Source organism: Cohnella cellulosilytica (genome assembly GCF_042431195.1).
In the GTDB taxonomy this organism is placed as follows: domain Bacteria; phylum Bacillota; class Bacilli; order Paenibacillales; family Paenibacillaceae; genus Cohnella; species Cohnella cellulosilytica.
Genome location: NZ_JBHMDN010000005.1, coordinates 87,958 through 110,945, shown reverse-complemented (window position 1 = coordinate 110,945; position 22,988 = coordinate 87,958). Strand labels below are relative to the sequence as shown.

22 protein-coding genes are annotated in these 22,988 nt (G+C 57.3%); 7 read left to right on the top strand and 15 right to left on the bottom strand.

Annotated features, from left to right (window positions below):
- Positions 1-245: 245 nt before the first annotated feature.
- From ACFFT4_RS02170 to ACFFT4_RS02160, 3 genes are all read right to left on the bottom strand, one after another.
- Positions 246-1,670, bottom strand: a complete 1,425-nt coding sequence (locus tag ACFFT4_RS02170) for a hypothetical protein (RefSeq protein ID WP_378044689.1) — start codon at positions 1,668-1,670, stop codon at positions 246-248.
- Positions 1,667-2,203 carry an RNA polymerase sigma factor gene (locus ACFFT4_RS02165; RefSeq protein ID WP_378044688.1) on the bottom strand — a complete coding sequence of 179 codons (537 nt, stop codon included), beginning with the start codon at positions 2,201-2,203 and terminating at the stop codon, positions 1,667-1,669. Before ACFFT4_RS02165 ends, ACFFT4_RS02170 begins: the two co-directional genes overlap by 4 nt.
- 106 nt (positions 2,204-2,309) lie before the next feature.
- Positions 2,310-3,086, bottom strand: a complete 777-nt coding sequence (locus ACFFT4_RS02160) for a DUF817 domain-containing protein (RefSeq protein ID WP_378044686.1) — start codon at positions 3,084-3,086, stop codon at positions 2,310-2,312.
- A gap of 216 nt (positions 3,087-3,302) precedes the next feature.
- Between ACFFT4_RS02160 and ACFFT4_RS02155 the strand changes: the two genes are divergently transcribed.
- From ACFFT4_RS02155 to ACFFT4_RS02145, 3 genes are all read left to right on the top strand, one after another.
- On the top strand, positions 3,303-3,857 hold the full coding sequence (locus ACFFT4_RS02155) for a hypothetical protein (protein WP_378044684.1): 555 nt from the start codon (positions 3,303-3,305) through the stop codon (positions 3,855-3,857).
- A gap of 92 nt (positions 3,858-3,949) precedes the next feature.
- Positions 3,950-4,402 (top strand): MarR family winged helix-turn-helix transcriptional regulator, encoded by a 453-nt coding sequence (locus ACFFT4_RS02150; RefSeq protein WP_378044683.1) that lies wholly within the window; start codon positions 3,950-3,952, stop codon positions 4,400-4,402.
- 65 nt (positions 4,403-4,467) lie between these two features.
- Positions 4,468-5,277 (top strand): SDR family oxidoreductase, encoded by an 810-nt coding sequence (locus ACFFT4_RS02145; RefSeq protein ID WP_378044681.1) that lies wholly within the window; start codon positions 4,468-4,470, stop codon positions 5,275-5,277.
- A gap of 80 nt (positions 5,278-5,357) precedes the next feature.
- Here ACFFT4_RS02145 and ACFFT4_RS02140 read toward each other — a convergent pair whose 3' ends face one another.
- From ACFFT4_RS02140 to ACFFT4_RS02115, 6 genes are all read right to left on the bottom strand, one after another.
- On the bottom strand, positions 5,358-6,179 hold the full coding sequence (locus ACFFT4_RS02140; protein WP_378044680.1) for a carbohydrate ABC transporter permease: 822 nt from the start codon (positions 6,177-6,179) through the stop codon (positions 5,358-5,360).
- The gene (locus ACFFT4_RS02135) at positions 6,180-7,097 is read right to left on the bottom strand and encodes a carbohydrate ABC transporter permease (protein WP_378044679.1); all 918 of its coding nucleotides are present in this window, start codon (positions 7,095-7,097) and stop codon (positions 6,180-6,182) included.
- Positions 7,098-7,159: 62 nt separating this feature from the next.
- Complete coding sequence (locus ACFFT4_RS02130) at positions 7,160-8,452, bottom strand: ABC transporter substrate-binding protein (RefSeq protein ID WP_378044745.1); 1,293 nt, start codon at positions 8,450-8,452, stop codon at positions 7,160-7,162.
- A 174-nt stretch (positions 8,453-8,626) separates the two neighbouring features.
- On the bottom strand, positions 8,627-9,430 hold the full coding sequence (locus ACFFT4_RS02125) for a response regulator transcription factor (RefSeq protein ID WP_378044677.1): 804 nt from the start codon (positions 9,428-9,430) through the stop codon (positions 8,627-8,629).
- Positions 9,431-9,451: 21 nt separating this feature from the next.
- Positions 9,452-10,771 (bottom strand): ABC transporter substrate-binding protein, encoded by a 1,320-nt coding sequence (locus tag ACFFT4_RS02120; RefSeq protein ID WP_378044675.1) that lies wholly within the window; start codon positions 10,769-10,771, stop codon positions 9,452-9,454.
- On the bottom strand, positions 10,768-12,555 hold the full coding sequence (locus tag ACFFT4_RS02115) for a cache domain-containing sensor histidine kinase (protein WP_378044673.1): 1,788 nt from the start codon (positions 12,553-12,555) through the stop codon (positions 10,768-10,770). The genes ACFFT4_RS02120 and ACFFT4_RS02115 overlap by 4 nt, the downstream gene beginning before the upstream one ends.
- A 202-nt stretch (positions 12,556-12,757) precedes the next feature.
- Here ACFFT4_RS02115 and ACFFT4_RS02110 point away from each other — a divergent pair, with 202 nt between their 5' ends.
- On the top strand, positions 12,758-13,417 hold the full coding sequence (locus tag ACFFT4_RS02110; protein ID WP_378044671.1) for an RNA polymerase sigma factor: 660 nt from the start codon (positions 12,758-12,760) through the stop codon (positions 13,415-13,417).
- 80 nt (positions 13,418-13,497) lie between these two features.
- Positions 13,498-13,971, top strand: coding sequence for a VOC family protein (locus tag ACFFT4_RS02105; RefSeq protein ID WP_378044670.1), 474 nt, complete (start codon positions 13,498-13,500; stop codon positions 13,969-13,971).
- Between the two features lie 228 nt (positions 13,972-14,199).
- Here ACFFT4_RS02105 and ACFFT4_RS02100 read toward each other — a convergent pair whose 3' ends face one another.
- From ACFFT4_RS02100 to ACFFT4_RS02080, 5 genes are all read right to left on the bottom strand, one after another.
- On the bottom strand, positions 14,200-15,396 hold the full coding sequence (locus tag ACFFT4_RS02100) for a trans-sulfuration enzyme family protein (RefSeq protein WP_378044669.1): 1,197 nt from the start codon (positions 15,394-15,396) through the stop codon (positions 14,200-14,202).
- Between the two features lie 69 nt (positions 15,397-15,465).
- Positions 15,466-16,293 (bottom strand): carbohydrate ABC transporter permease, encoded by an 828-nt coding sequence (locus ACFFT4_RS02095; protein ID WP_378044668.1) that lies wholly within the window; start codon positions 16,291-16,293, stop codon positions 15,466-15,468.
- A gap of 1 nt (position 16,294) precedes the next feature.
- Entirely contained in the window at positions 16,295-17,221 is a 927-nt protein-coding gene (locus ACFFT4_RS02090; RefSeq protein WP_378044666.1) for a carbohydrate ABC transporter permease, read from the bottom strand.
- Between the two features lie 80 nt (positions 17,222-17,301).
- Positions 17,302-18,648 carry an ABC transporter substrate-binding protein gene (locus tag ACFFT4_RS02085; protein WP_378044665.1) on the bottom strand — a complete coding sequence of 449 codons (1,347 nt, stop codon included), beginning with the start codon at positions 18,646-18,648 and terminating at the stop codon, positions 17,302-17,304.
- Positions 18,649-18,809: 161 nt separating this feature from the next.
- The gene (locus ACFFT4_RS02080; protein ID WP_378044663.1) at positions 18,810-19,487 is read right to left on the bottom strand and encodes a FadR/GntR family transcriptional regulator; all 678 of its coding nucleotides are present in this window, start codon (positions 19,485-19,487) and stop codon (positions 18,810-18,812) included.
- 304 nt (positions 19,488-19,791) lie between these two features.
- Between ACFFT4_RS02080 and ACFFT4_RS02075 the strand changes: the two genes are divergently transcribed.
- Entirely contained in the window at positions 19,792-20,091 is a 300-nt protein-coding gene (locus ACFFT4_RS02075) for a hypothetical protein (protein ID WP_378044662.1), read from the top strand.
- Here the strand turns inward: ACFFT4_RS02075 and ACFFT4_RS02070 are convergent.
- On the bottom strand, positions 20,079-20,528 hold the full coding sequence (locus ACFFT4_RS02070; RefSeq protein WP_378044661.1) for a signal peptidase II: 450 nt from the start codon (positions 20,526-20,528) through the stop codon (positions 20,079-20,081). The two genes, ACFFT4_RS02075 and ACFFT4_RS02070, sit on opposite strands and share 13 nt — an antisense overlap.
- A gap of 228 nt (positions 20,529-20,756) precedes the next feature.
- On the opposite strand from ACFFT4_RS02070, the gene ACFFT4_RS02065 reads away from it, so the two are divergent.
- Positions 20,757-22,877, top strand: a complete 2,121-nt coding sequence (locus ACFFT4_RS02065; protein WP_378044660.1) for a methyl-accepting chemotaxis protein — start codon at positions 20,757-20,759, stop codon at positions 22,875-22,877.
- Positions 22,878-22,988: the final 111 nt, after the last annotated feature.

Here is a 22,988-nt window from a genome sequence, read left to right as displayed (position 1 = left end):
GCTTATTCCGATTACTTTCCGGGGACCCCGAAGCGCGGTCATGAAATTAAGAATGGATTAACCCATAACAGGGTAATTTCATGACCGTATGAGGCAGGCGCTTCGCTCTACAGGAGATATATCCCCATTCTTTTTTCGATCATTTTAGTTACCCCGGCTTGCTTACGGGATAGCCTCAAGCATCGTTCAGAAGTCTCCAGGAGCTGGCTGCGCTGTTCGCTTCTTCGATAACATGTCTCATTTTTCTATGCGTTCTCCGAAAGCCCGACGACCTCTACTTTTAAATCCGCGCCGTATCGAACTTCGACCTTGACCGGGAACTCCGTGATGGAGACGCGCCCGAACAAGGTTGCCCCGAGCGTTCCGTCGTCCAATACGCGATAGTATACAATTGCTCCGTAGCCGATCTCGTCGTTCCAGAACGTCGCGTCGGCTTCGTCGTAGGTTTTCTCGATTTTCTCTCCGTTTGCTTCGGCGGTTACGCGTACGCTGCCGTTCCGTTTCTCTATCGAGGAGACGACTTTCGACTGGACGGCCTCCGCGGCGTCTTCCGCCGGAAGCTCGGCAAGCGTGGACGCATCCAGCACATGCAGCTCTTCCATATGCAGCTCCGTTCCGGTTCCCGTCGTCAGAATGACCACGATCTCGTCGCGGCCGTCCCGGTTCGCATCCGCCAGCCTGACGACCGGCTCATAGGAGGAAACGCTCGTCCACGGGAAAGAAGCGCTGCCGTTCGGGGTTCGAACGGTCAGTCCCTGGTAGCTCCCGTCTTTCTTCGGCGAGTCGGCCAATACGGCAACGGTTCCGTCGGCGGTCTGGCCTAATATTTCCTCGGCGTTCCCGCTCGCCGCCGCCTGAATGAACGTTCGAGAAGCAAGATCCAGACGGAACAGCCGAGCCTGCCCGCCTTCGGGCGTTTCGCCGCCCGGCCCCTCCGTCGTGGACAAGACCAACCTGCCGTCGCGGATTTCCGGCTCGTCGCCCGGCATGTAATAAGAATTGTCCAGCGTGCCGTCCGCCGTGACGAAGGCAAGTGGATAAGCGGCCCCGCCGTTCTTCTCGACCGCGAACGCGTAAAACGTCAGCGCGTGGCAGTCGCGATATTGCGGAACGAGCAGGAAGACGTCGGCGTCCGGAAACGTCAGCCGCAGCATGGGAGCAGGCTCCTCCGAAGGCTGGATAAAGGAAAGATCGGGCAAGGACGCGATAACCTCGCGAGACTCGTCGGTTTCATAGATCGCCTTGTAGCTGCCCTCGGTGCGCACATCCGTGTCGACGCCATAGCAGCTCGCCGCGCCGAGCGCCTCCCGCTTTTCCGGGACGGACGCGTCGGGCGTTACGATGATCCGGCCGCCGTCGGTCTCTCCAATCGCCCTGACTATGTCCGGATCTGCGGTCGGTTCCGCGTTTTCCGATGAGAGGGGGGCGGCGGGTGGCCAAGCTCCGCGAATCAGCAGCGTCGACGCCAACACGGCCAGTATGGCCATCGCGCTTGCGGAGGCGATCAGGCGGTTCCTTCTTCGTCTGCGAGATGCCCGATCGGCAATCCGCTTCTCGACGGCCGCCATATCCTCCAATCCGGGAGCCTGCCGTCCGAACGGGCCTTCGCCGGCTTCCGCATACCAATCCGGCTTGCCCCCGTCCTCCGTCCGTTCGTGATCGTTCCTCATTCCTGTTCCTCCTTCCGCTTGTCTTCGACGATTCGGCGAGCTCTGCTGAGCCGCGATTTGACCGTTCCCGCGGGAATCCGAAGAAGCGCCGCCAGCTCCTTGACCGGCAGGTCGTAAAGAATATCCAGCGTCAGCACCTCGCGATACTTGTCCGGAAGGTCCATCACGATCCTCCAGAGCTCGTCCGTTTCCTGTCGGGACCAGTAAGCGGCCTCGGCCGATTCGACGGTTCGTTCCTCCGCCGGCGGACGGGGCATGAGGGTGACCCTTCGCCAGAAAGCCGATCGCTTATAGCGGAACGCGGTATTGCGCGCGATGGCGAGCAGCCAGGACTTGAAGGAAGCCTGTCCCCGATAGGTGGCGATTTTATAATAGGATTTGATAAACGCATCCTGCGCGATATCGCGAGCCATTTCCCTGTCCTTGGTCAGGAAATAAGCGTAGTTCCATATTTCGCTCCAGTATTGTTCCATGATCTCCCGCAGCGTCCCGTTATCCATGGAGTCCATATGACGCAAATAATCCCGATCCACATTCTCACCTCATCAATAAGACTCCATCAACGGGCGATCGGTTCCCGCTTTTTCGAAAACGGGCTCTTTTTTTTGCAGCCCGAAGAAAGCTTCGACGGGACAACCTTCAGGAACCTTTCGATACCCGATTGGCTTTCACGTATTTCAACTGGGCGACGATAATGACGCTGATGATGACCAGCAGGAACCACGAGCTGATCTTGCTGAAGCCGACCAGCTGCCAGCTCTGGTGCTGGTCGGGGTACTTCCAGGCGTTAAAGAACGTGGATATATTTTCGGCCAACCAGATGAAGAGGCCTACGATGACAAAAGCAAGCGTCAAGGGCATTCTATAGGTTTTGTTTCGGACCCGATAGACGATCCGGGTTCTCCAGAACACGAGGAGTACGAGTCCCTTCAGCCACCAACGAAAATCGGGAATAAAGTGATGGGTGAAGAAGTTCAAATAGATCGCGCCGCCCAGCAGCAGCGAAGGCGCGAGCCCGGGCCAGCCCGTCATGTCCATCCGCAGTCTCCGCCACACCTGGCACATAAAGCTGGCGACGCTCGCATACATAAATCCGCTGTAGAGCGGAACGCCGAACAGCTTCGTATACGCCGGGTCGGGGTACGACCACGACCCCATATTCACCTTGTATAACTCGAGCGCCAGACCGATCAGGTGAAACAGGCAGATGACTTTGATTTCATCGCGCGTCTCCAGTCCGCTGCGGTACATGAGATATTGCACGGCCAGCAGGACCAGCAGAATAGCGTCGTAACGGGGGAGGAAGGGGACCCGCACCGCGTTGGAGAGCGCCAAGGTTGCGAAAATCGCAAGCGGGAAAATGCAGCTCATCGCCTGATGGTAGCCGAAATGCAGCAATTGAACGATAGGTTTCACTAAGTTGATCTCCCTGCGCTCAGGAGCGGGCGCTTTTTTTACTTATCATATGGGCGCGGCGGACAGGAAAAAAGAGAAATTAACCGAGGCGAAATTGCGTATTTTGAAAAAAATCCGCGCGGATACAAATTCGATACAACACGGATATTTCTTTGAAATAACTCCGCTTTATAGTGGGATTATCACACCTGCTATGAAAAAGGAGAAGAAGATAAGATGAAAACGAAGATGAGAAAATCCGTCGTAACGTTGATGGTAGCCGGAATGACCGTAGTTGGAGCGGCAGGCGCATATGCGGGAACGAGTCTGCTCCGCAACGGGGCTTTCCCCGGCGAGAGCGTGGCAATCGGGACGAACGCGCCGGAAACGGCTCCGACCGCCGAAGAAGGGACGGAGGTGTCGTACGGCGATGCCCAAATCCGGGAGATCCTCGAAGCGTTCTCTGCGTTCGAAGGGTTCGAGACGGCGTATGCGCCGACGCGAATGGCGAGCGGCGATGCTTATCGAAAAGCGGTCGCCACGGGCGACGGAGTGAATCTGGTGTTCGATCATATGCTCGTGAATGTCTCGCCGAGAGACTATTCCTACGAGTACGAAGGGACGACGGTTACCCTGTCCAACGGCGTACAGGGCAAGTGGTATACCCCGTCCGATACGCCGATGCTCAGCTTCAAGGCGGACGATCGCACCGTCACGATCAGCGCGAGCGACGAAGCGCTGGGCAAGGGCGAGATCGAGCGAATAGCCGCAAGCGTCGAAAAGCTGAGCTGAGTCGGCGGGCAATCATACAGGTTGACAGACTCCGTTAGGCCGTCATAAACTGAGGATAGTTAAACATTAAACAATCTGCAGGGGATGGAAAAATGGAGGAGCTTCGACGCTACGTGATCCGGCAGCCGCTTGAAATAGAAGCTTTTTTCGGCATCGTGGATACGACGGCGGAGCTGGTCGGCGTCTCGGAGAAATACTGGTCCTCGCTCGGACTGAACGGGGCGCGAATCCGCATACTGGTCGAGATCGCCAAGGCCGGAGGCTCCATTCTTCCCTCCGTCCTGGCGGCCAGAATCGGAGTGACGAAGGCCAATATCAGCGTTCTGCTCGTCCCGCTGGAGCAGCAGGGCTTTACCCGAAGCGCCGCTGACCCGCTAGACGGGCGCAAGCGCAGAGTCCTGCTGACCGAGAGCGGGGAGAAGCTGCTGCTGGACGCGCTGCCGGGCAACCGGGCCGTCGTCTCCGCGCGGATGAACGCCCTGGACGAGGACGAGCTAAAGCTGCTGCTGTCGCTGCTGCGCAAATTGCAGAGAAAGAAGGAGTAAGCTTCTTCTTTATCGCCATTTGGTTAAATATTTAACTATTTTGCATGCGGGGAGAGGATCGTTTCATGAAAATCGCATTGACGGGTTCCACCGGAAAATTGGGAGGGATGATACTGAAGCGGCTGCTGCTTCGCTGCCGAGCGCAAGATTTGATCGTTAGCGTCAGACGGCCCGAAGCCGCGGAGGACTGGAGGGCTTCCGGGATCAGCGTCCGGTATGGCGATTACGATGCGCCGGAGTCTCTCGAGCCTTCTTTTCGCGGCGCCGACAAGCTGATGATGGTGTCCTCTCCAAGCACGGACGAGACCGTTCGCCTTCGCCAGCACCTTTCCGTCATCGAAGCCGCCCGCCAAGCCGGCGTCGGGCATATCGTCTATACGAGTATTTTTGCGCCGGAGAAGGGGAAATTGCCTGTCCACGAGCTTCACAGGAATACCGAGCAGGCCATACGCGAATCGGGGATCCCCTATACCTTTCTGCGCAATGCCTATTATACGGATATCGTGCATTTTCTGGGGATCAGGGAAGCGGCCGCAAGCGGGATTCTGCTCAGCCCTCCCGGCCATTGGAGCTTTAATACGGCCTCGCGCGAGGATCTGGCTTCCGCGGCCGCAGCCGTTCTTACGGAGGAGGGCCACGAGGGCCGGACCTACGAGCTGACCCCGCCCCGAACGTGGAATCTGGCGGAGCTGGCCAGAGCCCTGACGGAAGCGACCGGCCGCAAGGTCGTCCACCGCAAGGACCCGGACTATCACAACGGCATCTATCGGATGCTGCCCTACTCCGATATGAATGTCGTATCCGACGACTTGTCCAGGCTGGTCGGGCGGCCCCTGCGCTCCGTTGCCGACGAGGTGCGGGAGCTATTCGGATAGGCCGTGAACGAAGCTTCCGGAAACCGCAAGCCCGCGCTGCGAAATTCCGAACTCGCGGCGCGGGCTTCCTCGGCAGGCGGCTACCCCTTGATCGAACCCGCCAGCAAACCTCGAACGAAGTAGCGGCTAAGCAGCACATACACGAGCAGCGTCGGCAGCGCCGCGAGCAGCGCTCCGGCCATCTGCACGTTCCAATGCACGATCTGGCTGCCGGACAAGTTCTGCAGAGCGACCATGATCGGCTGCTGCTTCTGCGTCGTCAGCGTGACGGCGAACAGGAATTCATTCCATACGCTCGTGAACTGCCAGATGCACACCACGACGAATCCGGATACGGACAAGGGCAGCATGATTCTGCGGAAGATGCCGAAAAACCCTGCGCCGTCGATTCTCGCCGCTTCCAGCATTTCCGTCGGGATGCCGACGTAGAAGTTCCGAAACATGAGCGTGCAGATCGGAAGGCCGTAGACGACGTGAACGAGCACGAGCCCCGGGATCGAATTGTACAGCTTGATCTCCTGCATGAATTGGATCAAGGGAATCAGAATGCTCTGGTAAGGAATAAACATGCCGAACAGAATCAGCGCGAACAAGACGTTGGAGCCGCGAAAAGTCCATTTGGACAACACGTACCCGTTCATCGCCCCCATCGCGGCCGACAGCGCGGTCGCCGGAATGGCCAGCCAGAAGCTGTTCCGCAGGTTCGGAAGCAGCTTGTCGTAGGCTTCATGATAGCCGGAGAAGTCCAGGCCGGCCGGCAGCCGCCACATCCGGTCCAACGTAATCTCGTCCAGCCCTTTGAAGCTCGTGACCAGCATAATATAAACGGGAACCAGGAAGAACGCGGCCAGGACGACGGCCAGCGGGTACAGCAGAACAGGGGGAGATATTTTCTTGCTCAACTAACCCCGCTCCTTTCGAAAGCTCGAAATCAGATAAGGGACGATCAGCAGGGAGACGAGCAGGAGCATGATCATGGCGATCCCGGACCCCTGGGCATAATGATTGCCCCTGAACGTTGTTTCGAACATGTACACGCCGGGAACGTCCGTGACGAACATGGCGCCCGGTCCCGTCATGGCGTAGACGAGATCGAATATTTTCAAGGAAATGTGCGCCAGTATAATGATCAAGCTCATCGAAATCGGCTTTAGCTGCGGCAAAATGACCTTGCGGAAAATTTGATTTTCCGTGGCTCCGTCGATTCGGGCGGCTTCCCGAAGGTCGTCGGATATCGAGCGCAAGCCGGCCAGATACATCGCCATCGCGAATCCCGACATTTGCCATACGGCGGCCAGGACAACGGCAATGACGGCCAGGGGCAGGCCGAAATCGATCAAGCCGAGAGACAGCTTGGGCAGAATCGCGGTGCTGGTGTACCATTTGGGCACAGCGGATGCGCCCAGCGATTTCAGGACGAGATTAACGCCGGTCCCCGGGTTCAGCACCCACTGCCACACGACGCCGGTAACGATAAAGGAGAGCGCCATCGGAAACAGGAAGACGTTCCGGAAGAAAGCCTCTCCCTTGATTTTCGAATCCACAACCGTAGCGAGGAACAGTCCGCACAGCATCGTCAGTCCGATGAAGAACGCGGTAAAGGCCAGCGTGTTCCGCAAATCGGATTGAAACCGGAAGTCCCGGAACAGGAAAGCGTAGTTGTCCAATCCGACGAACCCGGTGGTTCTGACGAGCGTATTCCAGTCGGTGAGCGAGACGTATCCCGTCCAGGAAATAAATCCGTATACGAAGATCGCAATCGCCGCTGCCGACGGCAGCAGCATCAGGACAGGGATCGCTTTCTCGGATTTGTGCATCATTATGTCGTGCCTCCCATAGGGAAGGGCCAGATGCGCAGCTTCCCATCTGACCCCGTCAGTCGTTATTGAATGCTGGAAGCTTGAGCGGCTTTTAAGGTCTTCAGGGCTTGGCCGACATCCCCATTGGTGACGAAAATATTGACGATCTGATTGGCCTGCGTCGTAAAGCCTTCGGGAGCGGCCGAGCCGTGCGCCATGCTCGCGGCAAGCTTAGCCGTCTTGAAGTCTTCGATCGTCGACTGGCCGTATACGTCGTATTTCGATACGTCCGCATCGAGTCGTGCGGGAATGGAGCCCTTCAGCGGATTGAACACGTCCTGTCCTTCGACGGAACCGAGCACCTTCAGCCATTCTATGGCGTTGGCTTCGTTCTTGGCTCCTCTCGGAATCGCGAACGTATCCGTAATGACCATGAACAAGCCGTTCGTATCCGGCGTCGCCGCCCAGCCGAAGTCCTTGTTCGCTTCCAGCTTGAGGTCGGTCGTGAAGTAGCCCTTGGCCCAGTCGCCCATAATGTTCATGGCCGCTTCGCCGTTGGCGACGAGTTGAGCCGCGTCCTGCCAGTTGCGGGCGGCATGATCGTCGTTCACATAGGTGAGCATTTTCTTGAACAGCTCCAGCGATTGTTCCACTTTGGCGTCGTCGAAGGAAAGCTCGCCCGTCCACAGCTTCTTGTAATCGTCGGGACCGAGTACCCCGAGAAGGACGTTCTCGAGCACCATCGTAGCCGTCCACGGCTCTTTGTCTCCAAGGGCAAGAGGGGTAATCCCTTTCGCTTTGAGCGCGTCCGCGGCCTGGAAGAATTCGTCGAACGTGTTCGGGGCTTTCAGCCCGTTGTCGTCGAATATTTTCCGGTTGAAAAAAACGACGTTCCCGCGGTGAATGTTCACCGGTACGGAATAGATCTTGCCCTCGCTGCTGACGAGGTCGATCAGGTCCTGCGGGAATTTGTCCATCCAGCCTTCCGAGGCGAACAGATCGTTCAGCTCGATCACCTTGTCCGCCGCCACCCAACCGCTGTTGAGCTCCGCACCGCCGTGCACCTGGAACGCGTCCGGCGGGTCTCCGCCTTGCATGCGGCTGGCCAGGACGGCCTTCGCGTTCGTGCCGGCGCCGCCGGACACCGCGGCGTTGATGACTTCGATATCCGCGTGCTTGCCGCTGAACAAATCGATCAGACCGAGCAGCCCGGCCTCTTCTCCGGCGCCCGTCCACCAACTGAAGATTTCGACCTCTCCTCCGCCTGCCTGGGAAGCCGGAGCGCTGGCCTCAGGCTCCGGCGACTTCGACGGAGAACCCGAGGCGGACGGAGAGGCGCTGCCGGCCTCGTTGCCGCCGCCGCAGGCCGACAGCAGCAAGCTTGTCAACGCCACGGCGGTCACCGTAAGTCCCCATTTTCTTTTCACCTTAAAATGCCCCTTTCAGCTTAGGATGAAAGCGTTTTACGAATTCATCATAACCCGGACGGAGCGGCGGAGATAACGCGGTGGTTCTATCTTTTCTTCCGATATTTTTCACAATGACGGGTCTTAGGAGCGATAATGGGCATTCCGGTACTCGCCTGGGGTCATCCCCGCGTTCTTATGAAACCATTCGCTGAAATACCGGGGATTCGGGTAACCGACCGCCGCGCCGACCTCGTAAATTTTCATGCCTTCTTCGCTCAGCAGCAAAGCTCTCGCCTTGTCCATGCGGATCTCGGAGAGCAGCTCGACGAAGGATTTTCCCGTCTCCTGGCGGAATAACCGGCTTAAGTAATTGGGCGTGATGAACAATTCGTTGGCGATGTCCGCCAGGTGCAATTCCTCTCCGTATCGGGTCGTCAGGAGATGGATTGCTTTCTTGATCAGATAGGAGCCGGGTTCTTCCGCGTTGACTGCCGCGCCCTCGTTTTCCGACGGCCCGTTCGGGGTCGCCGGTGCCTGGGCCTCATCAACCCTCCGTTTCGCCTTGAGCAGCGCGGCTTCGATTTCCTCGACCTCCGTCGGCTTGAGCAGATAGTCGATCGCGCCCAGCCGCAGAGCCTCCTGCGCATATTTGAAATCTTCGAAACCGCTTAGGAAAATCACCTTGGGCGGCGTACACTCCGGGCGAACGCTCCTGCGTTCGTGAAGCTTGGCCAGCAGTTCCAGTCCGGTCATATTCGGCATGCGAATGTCGGACAGGACGATGTCCACCGATTCCCGTTCGAAATAAGCGTAAGCTTCGGCTCCGTCCTGAAATACGCGTACGAGCTCGATCCCGAGCTTGCTCCAGCCGATATATTCGCTTAATCCTTCGCGGATCCAGGCTTCGTCGTCGATAATGGCGGCTCTGTATCCGTGCTTCGTCATTTTCGATCCCCTCTCGTTCCTTTATTTGCCCGACAACCGGTTCAGATCGTTGGTCGCCTCCTTCATCGCGTCTTCGGGAGAGCTATCGAGCGTATAGATTTTAGCCAAAGCCTTCTCGGTGATTTCCACCATCAACGGATAATGCGTAATCGAAGGCTCCGAGCGGGCGACCTTCATGCTGTCGAGAATAAGCTGGAAATCCGGCCGCGTCGACTTGTACGCCGGATCGGACAGAATCGAGCGGCGCGCCGGAACGCCTCCGGCTTTCACGTATCGCTCTCCGCCTTCTTTGCCCGTAGCATAGGCCAGAAACTTCCACGCCCACTCCCGATGTTTGGAGTTGGCGTTAATGGCGAACGTCCAGCCGTGCTGGAACGGGACTCTGCGAACGATCCCTTGCTCGTCCTTGATGCCGGGCAGCATCGCGATCCGGATGAGAGGGCCGAACGGGCTGTTCCGGTCGGATTGGATCATCGGATAGGCCGAATTCCAGAACGGCGCGGCCATCGCCGCCTCCCCGGACAACAAGGCGTCCCGGGTTTTCACGAAATCCCAGTAGAGAAGATCTCCGGGAATCGCCTTGCGCTGCAGAAGCTGCTGCACGTACCTCGCCGCTTGCACGGAGCCCGGTTCGCCAAGCCGCGAATGGCCGTCCCGGTCGCTTATGAAGTCGCCTCCGAACGTCCACAGCAGGGAAGCGAATATTTTCGTTCGCTCCTCCGGAATGACGGCGGGCATGACCAGGCCCCACTGGGTCGGAGATTGCGGGTTGCGGCTCTGCGAGAATTGCTCCGCGAGCTCGTACACTTCGTCCCAAGTCTCCGGAGGCTCCGGAATAAGATCGCTCCGGTAGTAGAGGAAGTGGGTGCTGATGTCGGTAGGAAGCGCATAAATCTTCTCTTGGTAGGTGTACACGGCCAGCAAATCTTGCAGATCGAAGGTCTCTTGGTCCGTTAACGCGGGATCGCGGATATAAGGGTCCAAGGGCAGTATCGCCCCCGCGGAGGCCAGCTCCGCGATGGAGGTATTCGGCACGAACACCAGATCGAAGGTGTCCGATCCGGCCAGGAGCTGGGTTCCGACGGTCGTAAAATAACCGTCCCGGCCGACCTCGATCAGCTCGGCGCGAATTCCCGTCGCCTCCTTGAAGGGCGCCAGCAGCTCCCGAAGGGCGGCCGACTCCGTCCCGGTGCGAATCAGCACCTTGAGGGAATCGGCTGCCGCAGGCTCCGACGGGACCGTCTCCACGCTCCGGTCCAGCAGTACGATTCCGCCCAGCGCCCATAACGCCATCAGCGCGAAAGCGATCGACAGCCATACGTTCAATTTATTTCGCGTCATTCGGCTATCCTCTCCGTCGGCAGACTTTTATAAGGGAGGGTGACGGTAACGAGCGTTCCCCCGTCTTCTCCGGGCTCCACGGCAAGGCCGTACTCCGGTCCGAACGCCATCTGAATCCGGCTCTGCACGTTGCGCAAGCCGACGTGATCGTCCGGAGAGTCCCCGTGCAAAATGCGATAGACCTTCTTCGCGTCGACCGGGGCCCCCGAATTGAAGATCCCGATGCGGACCAGCCGGCCTTCCTTCCGCGCGGCAATCCGCACGATTCCGCCTTCCGGCATCCGGGAGATCCCGTGCTCCAGCGCGTTCTCGACGAGCGGCTGCAGGAGCAGCGGAATGATGGCGGCATTCCTGGCCTGCGGGTCCAGCTCGATATGATGCCGAACGCGATCGCGGTAGCGGAACGACTGGATAAGCAGGTAATTTTCCAAATGTCCGAGCTCTTTGTCGAGCGTCGTCCACTCCTGCCCGGAATTCAGCGTAAACCGGAAAAACTTGCCCAGCGCGGCGACCAGCTTGCTGATCGGCTCCGCTTGATGCTTCTTGGACATCCAATAAATCGTGTCCAGGGTGTTGTACAGAAAATGGGGTTGTATTTGCATTTGCAGCGTCTGCAGAAGCGCCTCGCGTTTTTCCTTCTCCTTCCGTTCGTTATCCTGCATCAACTGCTGGATGCGATCCATCAGCCGATTGAAATTCCGCTGCAGAATCCCGATTTCGTGAATCGACCCTTGAATGTCCCGCACGTGCAGATGGTCGAGTGAGGTCGAGGACATCATGCGGGCGAGCTGAATGACGGGTTTGGATAGAGCCGCAGCGAGCATGACCGAAATCGCGATAAAAACGACGGTGCCGAGCACGGCCATAATCAATAAATACCGCAAAATCTTCTGGTTGGCGCCCAGCAGCTCGCCCATAGGGACGACGGCGGTCATCTTCCAGCCGCTTATCTCCGAAGTCGTATAGGACAGCAGCCACTCGTTCTGCAGCTTGACCGTTCCGCTTCCCTGGCGCGGCAGAGCTTTGACGGCATCCCGGATCGATTCGTTCCGCAGCAGCTCGGCATCCTGCATATAGACGATTTCCCCCTCGGGATCGGTGACGAGCAGCGCCCCGGTGGAGCCGATCCGGACGTTGGCCAGCGAATCGCCCAGGAAGCGGTCGTTCAGCTGGACCATCAAGTGGCCTCGCGGCTCCGAGAAATTGCTGTCGATCAGCTTCCGCACCGCCACTACCGAGTCCCGCACCGAAGTTTCGAACCCGCTGGTCGGCCGGAAGGCGGCGCCGCGCGCGCCGAACCAATTCATTTTCAGCGGATTGCCGTCCACGGTTTCGATAATTTGCCGGTAATTTTCTTCGTTCATTTGCTTGGCCCATTGATAGGTGTTGTCCGTCGATAGAACGATCTTGTCGGGCGTGATGAAATAAACCGTCTGAATGTGATCCAATCGGCCCCGGAACAAATCGTAGTAGACCGTCTGCTGAAATTGGCGGTTGGCCTCCTGCAGCTGGTAGGGGGTATGAAGCGGCGAATCCAGAAAATCGAGCTGCCGCTGGTAGAGCAGAGACCACGTGAGGCGATCGATCTCCGTCAGATTGGCGTCCAGCGCTTTGCCCGTCTGCTGAACGGTCTGAGCGAGAAATTGGCCGACCTGGCTTTGGAAGATTTGATTTTCCTTCTTGTAGGTGACGAAAGTAATGACGACCATCGGAACGATCATCAGCAGCAGAAAAATGAACAAGAGCAGGGTTCGAATGGAGATCGGCTTGGACAAGGAAAACATAGCGTTCCGGCATCCTCCTTTGACGGCTTGGGCGGCATAAGAACGCATAGCGAGGAATCGCTTTCATGGTGTATCTCAAATGGTATGTCCGATTCCACATTCTGTCAACTGACGCGGTTGGATGTTCGTGATCCGGCCATTTTCTGTCGGCGAAGCCTATCAAAAAAAAGGAAAATCGGCCCCGTTCGCAGAAAGAAGAAGCATGGACTGGAAACCTATCCTATCTCGTTACAGCCTCCGCATCGCGGGGAATCCGCAGGATGCCGAGGATTTGGCGCAGGACGCATGGCTTAAGCTCAGCGCGGCGCTGGGAAGACAACCGGACAGGCCGATCACCAAGGCTTTTCTTTACCGTATCGTCACAAATGCCTGGATCGACGGTCGAAGAAAGCGGGCGGTAAGGGCGGTCTCGTGGAAGCCGGGAGACGACGCGGGTTCTTCGGACCCTTCCCTGTCCACCCGGGAATTGCTGGAGGCGCTGGCCGAGCGCTTGCCTCCCCGAATGGCCGTTATTCTGCTGCTCATGGACATTTTTGATTTTACGGCGAAGGAAACGGCAGCTCTCATCGGGATGAGGGAAGGGGCGGTGCAGGTCGCTCTCGGACGCGCCCGACGGAGATTGAGGAGTTTGGCTGCCGATTCCGCGCCCGCCAAGCCCGTTCCCGGTTCTCCTCTCGGGCCCGTCCGTTTCGACGCGTTGGTCGAGGCGTTCCGCGAACGCGACCCGGGGAGGATGATCAGGGCCTACTTGGGCTTGTCTAGGGACGGCATTCGGTTGTCCGGGCTGCGGCAAGTCGACGGGAGGCTGCATTTTACGTTCCAGGATTCGGACGGCAACCGGTTTCAGATCGTTCAAAAATAATTTTCGGATCGCTGTTTGGTTTTTTTCGTTTCCTGCGTTTGTTGTGGTGCGGGTAATCGAAACGAGAAGGGATGATGGAGATGTCGAACGGATCGCGCGAATGGTCGGCTGACAATCTGAAGAGAATTTGTTCGGTGTACGTACCGGTAAAACAGCCGTTGAAATCGGCCGCGTGGTGGCAGCGGAATTTCGGATTGGAGTATGCCGTGCCGTTTAATCCGGCGGAGTCGCAAGCGATTCTGAAGCTTACCGACGGTCAGTGGCTGCACCTGGTGGAGACGGACGGGGAGATCGATAACCAGTTCCCGAACAAGGCCGGGTACGAAATGTTCAGGTTCACCTTCGAGGTGCGGGAAATCGAGCGCTTGTACGACCGCCTGCAGTCGAACGGCGTGAAGGTGGAGGATCTTGCGGACCGGGAGAGCTGCGGGATTAACTTTGTTTTCTACGACCTCGACGGGAACAAGTATGACGTGAACGAGGTCGTTCACCTGCATCGCGCTCCGGAGGAAGTCGAAGCGTTGAAGGCTCGTTTGTTCCATTATGCGAATTAAGCGGAGGGACTGTCTGGCAACTAAACAAAGGCGTACTGAAAGATGATCGATGGAATTGTGAGTCGCATCTATCTCCTTCCGCTGCTATACGATCCTGAAATTTTGATCTTGTAAACCCGTCACAGGGTCATTTCAGGAACGTATGAGGCAGTCTCCAGGAGATAGATGCTTCTTTTTTTCCTCGATCATCTTGTACGCTTTTACTTGCGAGACAGATGGCTCCTTTCGTTATTGTCCAGACAGTTCCGCCGCGACTTCGGCCGCCACGTGTTCCCAAGCTTCGTCCAGATCGCGGATCAAGTCGTCCGGGTTTTCCAAGCCGACGTGCAGCCGCACCAAGGCACGCGCGCCGGGTGCGCCATAGCCGGCCGGAGCCGGATTGGCGGTGACCAACGATTCGAAGCCGCCCCAGCTGACGCCGATTTTGAAGTAGCGCAGACGATCGGCCCAAGCCCGCATCGTTTCGGCGGACTCGGCGGATTCGAACGAGAATAGCCCGCTCGTACCGTCCATCTGCCGTTTGGCCAGTTCATACTGCGGATGCGACGGAAGCCCGGGATGGTTGACGCGCAGCACGTACGGCTGCCGGCTCAGATGCTCGGCGACCTTAAGCCCGCTGCGTTCGTGGCGTTCAAGACGCAGCGGCAGCGTACGCAAGCAGCGTTCCACCTGAGCGGCCGTATGCGCGGTCATAACGCCTCCGAGCAGCATATACTCCCCTGCGGCGATCCGGCCGACCAACTCCTTCGAGCCGCTGACGACGCCTCCCAAGCTGTCGCTCTGCCCGGAAATATATTTCGTGATCGAGTGAATGACCAGATCGATTCCCAGCTCCAGCGGCCGTTGGAAGACCGGAGTCGCCCAGGTGCCGTCAATGGCGGTGACGATGCCGCGGCTGCGAGCCAGCTTGGCGCATGCGGCCAAATCCTGCAGCTGGAACAGCATTGTAGAAGGACTCTCCAGATACAGCAGCTTCGTATTCGGCCGTAGCGCGGCTTCGATCGCCTCCAGCGAACTGCCGTCCACGAATGTCGTCGCGATCTGGAAGCGGGACACGTAGTGTTCCAGGAAGTGCCGGGTAGGCCCGTAAGCCTGGTCGACGCAGACGACATGGTCGCCCGCTTGCAGGTTCGACAGAATCGTGGCCGAGATCGCCGCCATGCCGGATGCGAAGCACTTGGACATTTCCGCGCCTTCCAGCTCGGCCAGCTTGTCCTCGAGGTACCGAACGGTCGGATTGTTTCCCCGGGAGTAGACGTGCTGCCGATGTTCGTCCATATGCGCCTGCGCGAACCGATCATAGGTATCGAAGGAAAACAGGCTCGTCTGGTAAATCGGAATATGAATCGCTCCGTGATGCCTGCCGTCGTACGGATCGTGCGCGACCGACGTATAGAGATTTTCGCGATGGTTGATCTTATGCATAGTACGCATCCTCTTTCTAAACGGATCGGCTCTTGGCGTCAGCCTCCGAGCTTGCCCGACTGCGAGTGATTATCCTTTGACGGCGCCTTGCGTCAGCCCTTCTACGATGAAGCGCTGCGCGATCGCGAACAGCACGACGGTAGGGATGACGGACATCATCGTGCCCGCCGACATGGCGCCCCAATCGATGTCGAATTTCATAACGAACGAGTTCATCGCCACGGGCAGCGTCTTCAGCGCCTCGTTATCGATGAACATGACGGCCATGAACAATTCGTTCCAGTTTTGAACGAAGGCGAAAATAAAAGTAGCGGTAATGCCGTTTATCATCACCGGCAGAATAACGCGAACAAGCGCCATCAGCCGCGAGCAGCCGTCGATCATGGCCGCTTCCTCCAGGCTTTTCGGAATACGCTCGAAAAACCCTTTCAGCAATATGGTCGAAAACGGGATCAACCCGACGGTGTACATGAGAATAAGCGAAAAACGCGTGTTGATCAGGTCCATTCTTGTCATCAGCATATACAGAGGCCCCAGCGAGACAAAGCCGGGCAGCATCTGAGTCAGGAAAAAGCCGAGCATGATCTGACCGTGTCCCCGGAAATTAAATCTGGCCATGACATAGGCGCTGAGCACGGAGATCACGGAGACGATCAGAGCCGCCGTCAGCGCGACGAGCAGGCTGTTGGCGATATAGATCTGGAATTTGGAAACTCGAATGATGTCGGCATAATTCTGCCAGGTCAGGGCGTCGGGCCAGTAGCGAATCGGGTAAGTGAAAATTTCCTTTTGCGGCTTCAGAGACGTTATGGCAACCCACAGAAGAGGGAATACCATGAGAATCAAATAAATGCCCAAGGAGACCGACTTGAGTCCGCTCATCGCGTATCGTTTCATGCTAGAAATCCCCCAATTTCCCGGCTCTGGTCACCGTTAAATAGAAGATCGTATACAGCAGCAGTATACCGATCATGACAATGCCGATCGCGGAAGCCGCTCCGTAATCGCCGCCGTACATGATGCGGTCGAGCATGAGCGAGGACAGAATGTGCGTCTTGCCGGCCGGTCCGCCGTTCGTCAAGCCGTAAATGATGGACGGGTCGTTGAAAATCCAGATCGCCCTGAGCAGCGTTGTCGTGAGCACCGTCGGCATAATATAAGGAAGCGTAATGTTGAAAAGCTTGCGCACGCCCCCGGCTCCGTCCATGCTGCCCGCCTCGTAAAGCTCGGAAGGAACCGATTGAAGCGCGGCCAATAGCATAATGGCGAAGAAGGCGATGCCGTACCAGACGTTGGCTACAATGACCGAAAACATCGCCCAATTCGGATCCGACAGGAAGCCGATCCGCTCGTCGATGAGACCGACCCGCAGCAGCAAATCGTTAATGACGCCGATCTGGGAGTTGAACAGCCATTTCCAGATCAGGCCGATCAGAAATCCGGACAGCGCCCAAGGGTAGAAGACGAACCCCTGAAACAAGCCGCGTCCGCGAAACTTTTTGTTCAGCATCAGCGCGATCGTCAGTCCGATCACGAATTGCAGGATCAGCGACACGAATACCCAGTAGGCGCTGTTGGTGAGCGCTCCGAGGAACTTGGGATCGCTGAAGATGCCTTTGAAGTTGTCGAAGCCGATAAAATGAACATCCGTCAGATCGAACAGCTGATAGTTTTGGAAAGCCATCACGATGCCCCGTCCGAACGGATAATACGTAAAAGTTACCACCAACAGGAGAGCCGGCAGCAAGCTAAGCGCGATGAACTTGCTGGACGAATTGCGCGAAGCCGACAGCCGCTTCGACAGGAAAGACAGCCGACCGTTCATCATGTTCACCACCCTTGATCGCAAATCGTAAAAAGGTAACAACAGGCGGCGGAAATCGGCCGCCGCCCGTCCAGGAGAGCTTATTTGCCTTTATAGTTCGTTCTTTCGTTGGCCCAGAATTCGTCCCACTTCTTCAAGGTGTCGTCCACGGAAGCGCTGCCGAGCAGCATCGCCTGGCCGGTCTCCATGGCGACTTGTCCCCATTTGCCCGTACCCGGATATTTCGTGTTGGCTTTCAGGTTGACGTATTCCTCCGGCTTGCCCGCCATCTCCAGCAGCGACTTGTACATCGCATCCTGGAAGAACGGATCTTCGCTTGCGCTGGTGTGAATCGGAACGAGTCCGGTCGCTTTCGCGAAATCGGTATTCTCCTTCGGGCTGGACAGGAACTGGATCAGCTTGAAGGCCGCCTCTTTGTTCGCGGAGTAGCTGGTAACGCCCCAGCCCGCTCCTCCGGCGGACACGAACGATTTGCCGCTCGGCCCCTTCGGCATTGGCGCGGTGCCGACCGTGCTGATGTCCATTTTCTCCTTCAGCGACGGAATCACGTCCGGGTCCTGCAAAATCATCGCGGTTACGCCGGAGGTGAAGGCTTGAACCTGCTCGGAGAAGCCCCAGTTGATCGAATCCTTCGGCGAGCCTTCCTTGAACAGCTTGATGTACAGCTCCACCGCTTGCTTGGCTTCCGGCGTGGAGAACATCGTATGGCCGTCCTTCAGGAAGAGCGAATCCTCATGGTCGATATTGTCGAAGTTGTAATTCTGGACGATGGCGTCAGGAACTCCGTTGGCTCCCGAGCCTCCCCGGAACGAGAAGCCGTAGCGGTTTTTGTTCGGATCGGTCAGCTTGATCGCGCTTTCGACAAGCTCTTCGTAATTCGTCGGCGCGGCGAGTCCGGCTTCCTCGAACCAGTCGGCGCGATAGAACAGCTGGCGCTGATACATTCCGTTAGGAATAAAATACAGCTTGTCTTCGAGCGAACCGACCGACTTGGCTACGTCGGTGATCGTGCCGTAATCGCTCCAATCCGTCACATAATCGTTAAGCGGTTCCAAATAGCCGTTGTTGGAGAACTCGGATACCGTCAAATCCCGCACCTCGAGCACGTCGAGGTCTTGCTTGGCCGCCAGCATCGTCTTGATCTTGTTATCGGCCTGATCGAACGGGGGCGAGACCAGTTCGACCGTGATGTTCGGGTTTTCAGATTGGAATCTGGAGAGCATTTCCTTCAAGTAAGCCGTGCGATCCGGACTGGTCAGACTTTCGATCATCCGCAGCTTGACTTGTTTTTCCTTGCCGCCTTCGCCGCTTGCTCCGCCGTTTCCGGCAGTATTGGCTTTATCGCCGCCGCAGCCGGCTAAGACGCTTAAAAGCATGACCCCCGCAACCGTACCGGACAACACTGCAGTTTTTCTCTTTACCGCCATCTCTTTTGGCCTCCTCTTTTGCATATCGACCTCAATCCATAGCAATCGGACAGTCATCCTGTCTGATAGGTATAAGTGTAAAAGAAAGCGCTTTACTCTGTCAATAAAAAAATCTTAATCTCTGGAATTGGGCAAACGGCAGCGGCCTGCAAGCGGATACGTTAATACGTTCTGATAATTTCTTCGATCCGGTTCATCATTCTGTTGAATTCCGCCAGCGCGCGTTCGGGCTCGTGCGCGGCGATGCCGTTGAACATCAATCGGTGATAAGGATAGGTTTCGTCGAACAGCCGCTTGTCGCCGAGCGGTTCGTTGAAAAACTTCTCGTACATGCCGGAGATCGACTCGAGCACGCTGAACAGAATCGGATTGGACGCCGCCCGCATGACGCTGCGGTGAAACGCCAGGTCGATTTTCGAAGTGTCAAGGTCGGCCATTCTCCGTCTGTCGTATTCCCGTAAAATTTCCTCCAGCTCGGCGATTTGAGCCGGGTTGATCCGCTTGGCCGCCAGCTCGACCGCTTTGCCCTCGAGTGCCCGGCGCACATCCAGAATCGACAGCAGGAATCGCTTCTCGTTCTCTACTTTGACTTTGCCGGCGAAGCGGTAGGTGTCGACGTCGCGAACGAAAATGCCTTTGCCGTTGACGACGTTAACGATTTCAATCGTCTCCAGATGCCGGAGCGCTTCGCGCAGCGATGATCGGCCGACGCCGAACATCTTCGTCATTTTCTCGACGGAGGGCAGCTTGTCTCCTTCCTGGAGCTCTTTCTCTTCGATATATTTTTGAATCTCCTGCGATACCAATTCGTGCATCAATTGCTTCTGAATTTTCGCCACAGCCGATCACTCCTATCCGAACGACTAGATTTCCCCCGCTTTAATCAGGAGAATCATAGATGATGGAAGCGCAAATTGTCAAGACTGACAAGGGTTGGCTGCTTGCGAAATGAGTATCCGCGCCCCGGTCTCCGCACCTATTCTGATGCCTGTCGGGCTGTGATAAAATAGAAAAAGAGTTATCTTCACCTGGAGGAGAGGAAAAGGAGGAGACTATATGACTCTGGGATGGATTATTGGCGGAGTAGTCGCGCTTTCGATTCTGAGTTTCTTTTTGTTTACATTTCCGATACTGAGGAGGGGAATGAAGCAGAGCGGGCGCGAGGAGCGGGCGGTGGCGAAGAAGGTGCAGGCGGACGGAATTCCCGCTCGGGCCGTCGTTCGTTCGATTCAGCCGACCAACTCCATTCTTGGCAACGAACCGGTCGTCGTTCTTGAATTGGACGTGCATACGAGCGAAGGCGAAATCAAGCGCGCGGTCGTCAGAACGGCCATTTACATGGTACATATCCCCAAGTTTCAGGAAGGCTGCGAAGTGAACGTCAAATACTCCGAAGGCCCGCAGGGGCTTTCCGTCGCGGTGGAAGGGGCTTATCTCCCCTGACCGCGGAACGTGCGGACAATCTGTTGGACGATCAGCAGCGAAACTCCGGCGAACACCCAGATGTCCGCGAAATTCATCGTCGCCATCTCGGAGAAATAGAGAAAGTCCGTCACTTGATTGTAGATCAGCCGATCGACGGCATTGCCGAGCGCTCCGCCGATGATCAGGGCTGCGCACGCCTGCACGAACGTTCCGCCGAGCTTCCCTCGCCGCCGCGCATAGATCGCGGCGGCCGCAAGCGCGAGGACGAGCACGGCGAGAGCCCTCCCCCACCCGTGAAAGAGGTTTCCGGTAGAGCCCGTGTTGACGAGATGAATCAGCCGAAAGCCGATCCCCGGTATCTCCGTCGTTTCCCCAAGCTCCAGCTGCATGCGGATCGCCGTCTTGGTCGCGATATCGATAACCAGCGCCGCTGCGATAATCAGGTAGAAATACACCGCAAATCCCCCTTGTTTTATTCGATTCCGGAGTCTGACAACCCCCTCATTGAGATAATCATATACGCAAAGCAGCGACAAGGAAATGAGAGAATGGAAAGGATAGCTTTTCCAAATGTGAAGTTCTTAATAGTCGCTCCCAAAATATTACTGCAGAATGATTCCAGACCCGACGGTTATTCCCGCCGCGACAGCCTCTGAAAATACATAATTGAAGGTGGAGTCCAGATGAATTCGTTGCTTAAGCCTTTTATTGTTCTGATGTCCCGACTGAAATACGCCCAGAAATTCGTTCTGCTTAGCCTGCTTCTAATCGCCCCATTGATTTTGCTGCTCTCTCTGCTGCTGTCGGAAATGCAAAAGGATATTCGATTCAATAAAAAAGAACAAGCGGGCGTCAACTATATCGAGCGGCTGTTTCCGATCATTCTCGATATTCAGCAGCACCGGGGTTTGGTGAACGGTTACCTGAAGGGCGACGTGAATTCCAAACCCGCAATAGAAGAGACGAAGAAAAAGATTGACGCGCTTGTCGCCGAGCTTCAGCAGGAGGAAGGCGAACAGGCGGCCCGGATGAACGTGGCGCAGCTCTGGAGCCGGGTAGTGGACGAATGGCGCTCCTTGAACTCGGAGGCAACGGGGCTTGCGGCAGAAGAGAGCTTCCGGCGCCATTCCGAGCTGATCCGGCAGGTGCTCGACCTGATCGGACACGTCGGAGACGAGTCGGGTCTTACGCTGGACCCGGAGGTCGATACTTTCTTTATTTACGACGTGATCGTGAACCGTCTGCCCCTCTTGATGGAGCTGTCCGGTCAGGTACGGGGACAGGGCAACGGAATTCTGGCCAGCAAGCGGCTATCGGAAAACGAGCGGATCGACTTGATGATCATGAGACGCCAGGCCGAGGATGCGCTGGAAGGAATTCAGAAGGCGTTGACAAGAATCGGAGAGATCAACGCCCAAGCTGAAGCCAACGTCAAGGCGAGCGGCAGCGCAAATGTCGAGTCGGCAGAACGGTTCTTCGGAATGCTGGACGACGGAATTTTGCAGGCCGGCTCCGTCATGACGATGAAACCGGCCGATTTCTTTGCCGGGGGAACGCAGGCCATTAACGGTTCCGCGGAGTTCTTCCAGGTGATGACCCGCGAGATGAACCGCCTGCTGGACGAGCGGTACGACGAGCTGAGCGCCAGCCGAACGCTTACGCTGATCGTGGTCGGAGCCGCGCTGCTGCTGGTGGCGCTGTTCTATCTCGGGTTCTACGGGAACGTGCGGCAGACGATTCGCGCGCTGCAGGCCGGCGCCCAAAAAATGGCCAAAGGAGACTTGTCCGAGCGCTTCGAGCTGCGTACGCGGGACGAGCTGCGTTATGTCGGCGAGTCGTTTAACGATATGGCGGACGAGCTGAACGCGCTGCTGCTGCGCAATCAGGAAATATCGGAGCAGGTCGCGGCCGCCTCTCAGCAGCTGTCCGCGCTGGCCGTGGAATCGACGACGGTGACGCAGCGGATCGCGGAATCCGTCGGTTCGATATCCGAAGGCGCCGACGGACAGCAGAAGGTCGCGGAGGAAAATGCCCAGGCAATGGGCGAGGTGGCCGCCGCGATTACGCGGATTGCGGAGACCGCCTCCGACGTGGCGGAGTCGACGGCGCAGATTACGAAGGGTGCCGCCTCCGGCGAGGCCAGACTGCGCGAGACCTACGAGCAGATGACGGGCATTCGGGAGTCGGTGCTTCATTCCAACAGCCTGGCGATCCGGCTCAACGAGCATTCCGACGAGATTGCCGCGATTGTCGCCGCGATTATGGACATTTCCGCCCAGACCCATCTGCTGGCGCTTAACGCCAATATCGAGGCGGCGCGGGCCGGGGAACACGGTCAAGGCTTCAGGGTGGTGGCCAACGAGGTCAAGAAGCTCGCGGAGCAGGCGGCGCTATCCGCCCGGTCGATCGCCTCGCTTGTCGGGAACGTTCGCGAGCTGCTGGCCCGGGTGACTTCGTCGATGGAGGAATCGACGGCCGTAACGGAGCGCGGCATGGCGGCGAACAAAGATGCGATCGAGGCGATCGGTACGATCTTAAGCTCGATCGGCCAAGTCGTGGCATACGTTCAAGAGGTTTCCGCCGCCGCAGAGCAGGTATCGGCCGGCACGGAGCAGGTGACGGCCGCGATCGGCGAGACGGCGGGCATCGCGAAGCATACGGCGGACGAGATGAGGGAGGTGGCCGCCGCGACCGAGGAGCAGCTGTCTTCGATGGAAGAGGTCCAATCCTCTTCGGAGATGCTCAGCTCAAGCGCTCAGCAGCTGCAGGACGAGCTTGGCAAATTCGTTTTGAAGCGCAAGTAGCGCGCAGAACAGGGCCCCGCACTTTGGGGCCTTGTTCTATGCTTCGGGGAAGAGACCCGTTCCCCGCCGCCCGATAAATCTGTTACACTGATTAAGAAAATCGAACGGCCG

Bases quoted from the DNA above. Each gene is read 5' to 3' on its own strand.
- ACFFT4_RS02170 (WP_378044689.1), bottom strand. From the start codon at position 1,670: ATGAGGAACGATCACGAACGGACGGAGGACGGGGGCAAGCCGGATTGG.
- ACFFT4_RS02155 (WP_378044684.1), top strand. From the start codon at position 3,303: ATGAAAACGAAGATGAGAAAATCCGTCGTAACGTTGATGGTAGCCGGA.
- ACFFT4_RS02150 (WP_378044683.1), top strand. From the start codon at position 3,950: ATGGAGGAGCTTCGACGCTACGTGATCCGGCAGCCGCTTGAAATAGAA.
- ACFFT4_RS02145 (WP_378044681.1), top strand. From the start codon at position 4,468: ATGAAAATCGCATTGACGGGTTCCACCGGAAAATTGGGAGGGATGATA.
- ACFFT4_RS02135 (WP_378044679.1), bottom strand. From the start codon at position 7,097: ATGATGCACAAATCCGAGAAAGCGATCCCTGTCCTGATGCTGCTGCCG.
- ACFFT4_RS02125 (WP_378044677.1), bottom strand. From the start codon at position 9,430: ATGACGAAGCACGGATACAGAGCCGCCATTATCGACGACGAAGCCTGG.
- ACFFT4_RS02120 (WP_378044675.1), bottom strand. From the start codon at position 10,771: ATGACGCGAAATAAATTGAACGTATGGCTGTCGATCGCTTTCGCGCTG.
- ACFFT4_RS02115 (WP_378044673.1), bottom strand. From the start codon at position 12,555: ATGTTTTCCTTGTCCAAGCCGATCTCCATTCGAACCCTGCTCTTGTTC.
- ACFFT4_RS02110 (WP_378044671.1), top strand. From the start codon at position 12,758: ATGGACTGGAAACCTATCCTATCTCGTTACAGCCTCCGCATCGCGGGG.
- ACFFT4_RS02105 (WP_378044670.1), top strand. From the start codon at position 13,498: ATGTCGAACGGATCGCGCGAATGGTCGGCTGACAATCTGAAGAGAATT.
- ACFFT4_RS02100 (WP_378044669.1), bottom strand. From the start codon at position 15,396: ATGCATAAGATCAACCATCGCGAAAATCTCTATACGTCGGTCGCGCAC.
- ACFFT4_RS02095 (WP_378044668.1), bottom strand. From the start codon at position 16,293: ATGAAACGATACGCGATGAGCGGACTCAAGTCGGTCTCCTTGGGCATT.
- ACFFT4_RS02090 (WP_378044666.1), bottom strand. From the start codon at position 17,221: ATGAACGGTCGGCTGTCTTTCCTGTCGAAGCGGCTGTCGGCTTCGCGC.
- ACFFT4_RS02085 (WP_378044665.1), bottom strand. From the start codon at position 18,648: ATGGCGGTAAAGAGAAAAACTGCAGTGTTGTCCGGTACGGTTGCGGGG.
- ACFFT4_RS02075 (WP_378044662.1), top strand. From the start codon at position 19,792: ATGAAGCAGAGCGGGCGCGAGGAGCGGGCGGTGGCGAAGAAGGTGCAG.
- ACFFT4_RS02065 (WP_378044660.1), top strand. From the start codon at position 20,757: ATGAATTCGTTGCTTAAGCCTTTTATTGTTCTGATGTCCCGACTGAAA.